Here is a 3,212-nt window from a genome sequence, read left to right on the forward strand (position 1 = left end):
CGATCCCAGGGGGTGTCGGTTGTTCCGCGGTGTGCTCGTCGGGCCTCTGGGGGTGAGACGGAACGAGACGGGGTGCGAGGGGCGGTGCGCCCCGGTGCGGCGTCGCCGCCGCACCGGGGCCGTCCGGGGCCGGTCGGCCCCGGTGCGGTCACTGCTGGGCGAGGACGAGCTTGGTGCCGCTCAGCGACTTGGACACGTTCTCGCCGTCGCTGCCGGTGGTCATGTCCCCGTTCCAGGTGAACGAGGCGACAGCCGTCACGGTGTCCCCGTTGTCGTCCGCGGTGATCGGGAACGCGTCCTTGACCGACTTGTCTCCGCTGGTCAGGGTCACGTCGTAGGACACGTAGCCGGCCCGCTCCAGTGCGGCGATCTCCTGCTGCAGCTGTGCCGGGAGCTCGAGCTTCAGGGACCCTCGCAGGTTGTCGCCCTCCGCGATGACCTTGGTCGAGGCGTGGAGCGCGATGGTATCGCCGGGGACGATCTGGTACTTGGCCGGGTCGATGGTGGTTCCGGCACCGTCCTTCCAGGCCACCGTGGTGCCGGCCATGGAGAGCTCACCCGCGGTGATGATGTCCTGCGAGGCGATGGCCTCCGAGTCGGACCACTTGGAGAAGGTGCCGCCGCCGGCGGCGAGGAGGCCGACGGCCACGGCGCCGGCCAGGGCGGCCTTGCCGGCGCGCCGGCTCCTGCCGGTCTGCGCGGTGGACTCGGACAGGGGGGTCTGCGCTGCAGTGTTCATGGTTCCGCCTTCGAGCGAGAGAGGGGTGAGAGGAGAGGCCGCGCGGGATCGGTGCGCGGGTGGTGCCGGGCATCCGGTGGGGTGTCCGCGGAGGCGGCGTGCACCCGGTCCCCCCGGATCACGGGGGACGGGGTGCCCGCTGCGACGGCCGCGCCTCGGCGCGCCGGCCCGTGGAACCGCAGTGGATCGCCCGGGGGATCCGCCGGCAGCCCTGCCGCCGAATTCCCTTGACACGTCAACTCTAGACAAAAGTCTATGAATAAGAACAGAACTTGCCTGTCCCCACTTCGCCCGACGTTACTGTCCGGTAATGCCACCGCTTCGGCGCCTGCGGGCCGCGCCCATAGGATGCCGGGGGAGGGCTCCCACCCGGTGGAGCCGGGACCGGAGGACCGCCATGACCCGAGCTTCCCAGCGGCGCCGCGTGCACCGGTACACCGCCCACGGCGGCGGGACCGGGCGCGCGGACACCCTGGCCGGCGAGGAGCCCCTGGAGATCCGGCTCGACGGCAGGCCGTTCACCGTCACGATGCGCACCCCGGGTCACGACTTCGACCTCGTGGCCGGGTTCCTCGTCTCCGAGGGCGTGGTGCGGACTCCGGCCGAGATCGTGCAGATGGACTACCGCAGCGGCGTCGGCCCGGACGGGCAGCGGACCTACAACGTGGTGGAGGTGCGGCTCGCGCCGGGGGTCGCCCTGCCGGACACCTCCATGGAGCGGCACGTCTACACGTCGTCGTCGTGCGGGGTCTGCGGCACGGCGTCCATCGAGGCCGTCACCAAGGTCTCCTCGTTCAACCCCGCCGCGGACCGGACCGGGCTCCCCGTGCCCGCGCTGCTCGCCCTGCCGGACCGGCTGCGCACCGGGCAGAAGCTGTTCGCCACGACCGGCGGCGTCCACGCCGCGGGGCTCTTCCGCTTCCCGGACGGTCCCGACGGCGGCGGTGCCCGCGAGCCCGAGCTGCTGTGCGTGCGGGAGGACGTGGGGCGGCACAACGCCGTGGACAAGGTCGTGGGCTGGGCCCTGCGCGAGAACCTCCTGCCCCTGGGCTCCACCGTGCTGCAGGTCTCGGGCCGCGCCTCGTTCGAGCTGGTGCAGAAGGCGTACATGGCCGGCGTCCCGGCGCTCGCGGCCGTCTCGGCGCCCTCGGCCCTCGCCGTGGACCTCGCGGAGCAGACGGGCGTCACCCTGCTCGGCTTCAGCCGCGGCACCTCCTTCAACGCCTACGCGCACCGGGAGCGCCTCGTCCCCTGAGCGGGCGGGGGAGCGCCCAGCCGCTGGCTACGATGGGGTCATGAAGCCCTTCCTGCTGCTCGCCACCCGCGCCGAGGACGACGTCGCGGACGAGGAGTACGAGACCATCTGCCGCTTCAGCGGCCTGCAGGAGAGCCACCTCCACCGGGTCCGGCTGGAGGCCGGGCCCATGCCGCCGATCGACCTCGAGCGCTACTCCGGGGTCGTCATCGGCGGGTCCCCGTTCAACTCCTCCGACCCGCCGCAGCAGAAGTCCGAGGTGCAGCGGCGGGCCGAGTCCGAGATGCGGGACCTGCTCGACGAGGTCGTCGCCCGGGACTTCCCGTTCCTCGGCGCCTGCTACGGCGTCGGCACCCTCGGCACGCACCAGGGCGGGATCGTGGACCGCACCCGCGGCGAGGAGATCGGCGTCATCGAGGTCACCCTGACCGAGGAGGGGCTGCGGGACCCGCTGCTCCGGGAGTTCCCATCGGCGTTCCACGGGTTCGTGGGGCACAAGGAGGGCACGCGCACCCTGGCGCCCGCCGCCGTCCTGCTCGCGACCGGCGCGGACTGCCCCGTCCAGATGTTCCGGATCAAGCAGAACCTCTACGCGACCCAGTTCCACCCCGAGCTCGACGCCCCCGCCCTGCTCCGCCGGATCGAGGCGTACAAGGAGCACGGGTACTTCCCGCCGGCCGAGGCCGAGGACGTCAAGGACCGGATCCGCACGGGGCCGCCCGTGACCGAGCCCGAGAAGATCCTCGCCGCCTTCGTGGACCGCTACGCCCGCTGACGCGCCGAGGACGGGCCCGTCCCGTCCTCGCAGCACGACGCGGAGCGACTTCTCCGAGATCTGAGAGAGCGCTCTCTTGACGGTGTGAGCCACGGCACATACAGTCGAGGCACAGCAGAGAGAGCGCTCTCTCACGAGCAGCTCCTCTCCAGCCCTTCACACCAAGGAGTGACCGTGGGACACACGCGACTCAAGCGGACGACAGCCCTGACGGGTGCGGCGGCACTGGCAGCCGTCGCCACGGGGTGCGGCGGGGGCGGAGGCGAGCCGGCCAGCGCCGACAACCCCGTCGAGCTCACCGTCACCACCTTCGGGACCTTCGGCTACGACGACCTCTACGGCGAGTACGAGGAGCTGAACCCGGGCGTGACCATCAAGGCCACGAACATCGACCGCGGCTCGAACGCGCGCACGGACGCCTTCACCAAGATCGCCGCCGGGTC

General features: G+C 72.0%; 3 protein-coding genes and 1 pseudogene. 3 read left to right on the forward strand and 1 reads right to left on the reverse strand.

Features of this window, described 5'->3' with window-relative positions; all coding sequences use genetic code 11:
• Nucleotides 1–148: 148 nt before the first annotated feature.
• The gene (locus RIF68_RS32170; RefSeq protein ID WP_309054797.1) at nucleotides 149–739 is read right to left on the reverse strand and encodes an alternate-type signal peptide domain-containing protein; all 591 of its coding nucleotides are present in this window, start codon (nucleotides 737–739) and stop codon (nucleotides 149–151) included.
• A 397-nt stretch (nucleotides 740–1,136) separates the two neighbouring features.
• Here RIF68_RS32170 and fdhD point away from each other — a divergent pair, with 397 nt between their 5' ends.
• The 3 genes and pseudogenes from fdhD to RIF68_RS32185 form a co-directional block, all read left to right on the forward strand.
• Nucleotides 1,137–1,994: a formate dehydrogenase accessory sulfurtransferase FdhD gene (gene fdhD / locus RIF68_RS32175; protein ID WP_309054798.1), complete on the forward strand. Its 858-nt coding sequence runs from the start codon at nucleotides 1,137–1,139 to the stop codon at nucleotides 1,992–1,994.
• A 40-nt stretch (nucleotides 1,995–2,034) separates the two neighbouring features.
• Complete coding sequence (locus tag RIF68_RS32180) at nucleotides 2,035–2,769, forward strand: glutamine amidotransferase (RefSeq protein ID WP_309054799.1); 735 nt, start codon at nucleotides 2,035–2,037, stop codon at nucleotides 2,767–2,769.
• A gap of 174 nt (nucleotides 2,770–2,943) precedes the next feature.
• Nucleotides 2,944–3,212: pseudogene (locus RIF68_RS32185) on the forward strand (carbohydrate ABC transporter substrate-binding protein); the annotation flags it as partial.

It is taken from the genome of Streptomyces sp. (assembly GCF_031178505.1).
In the GTDB taxonomy this organism is placed as follows: Bacteria; Actinomycetota; Actinomycetes; order Streptomycetales; family Streptomycetaceae; genus Streptomyces; species Streptomyces gulbargensis.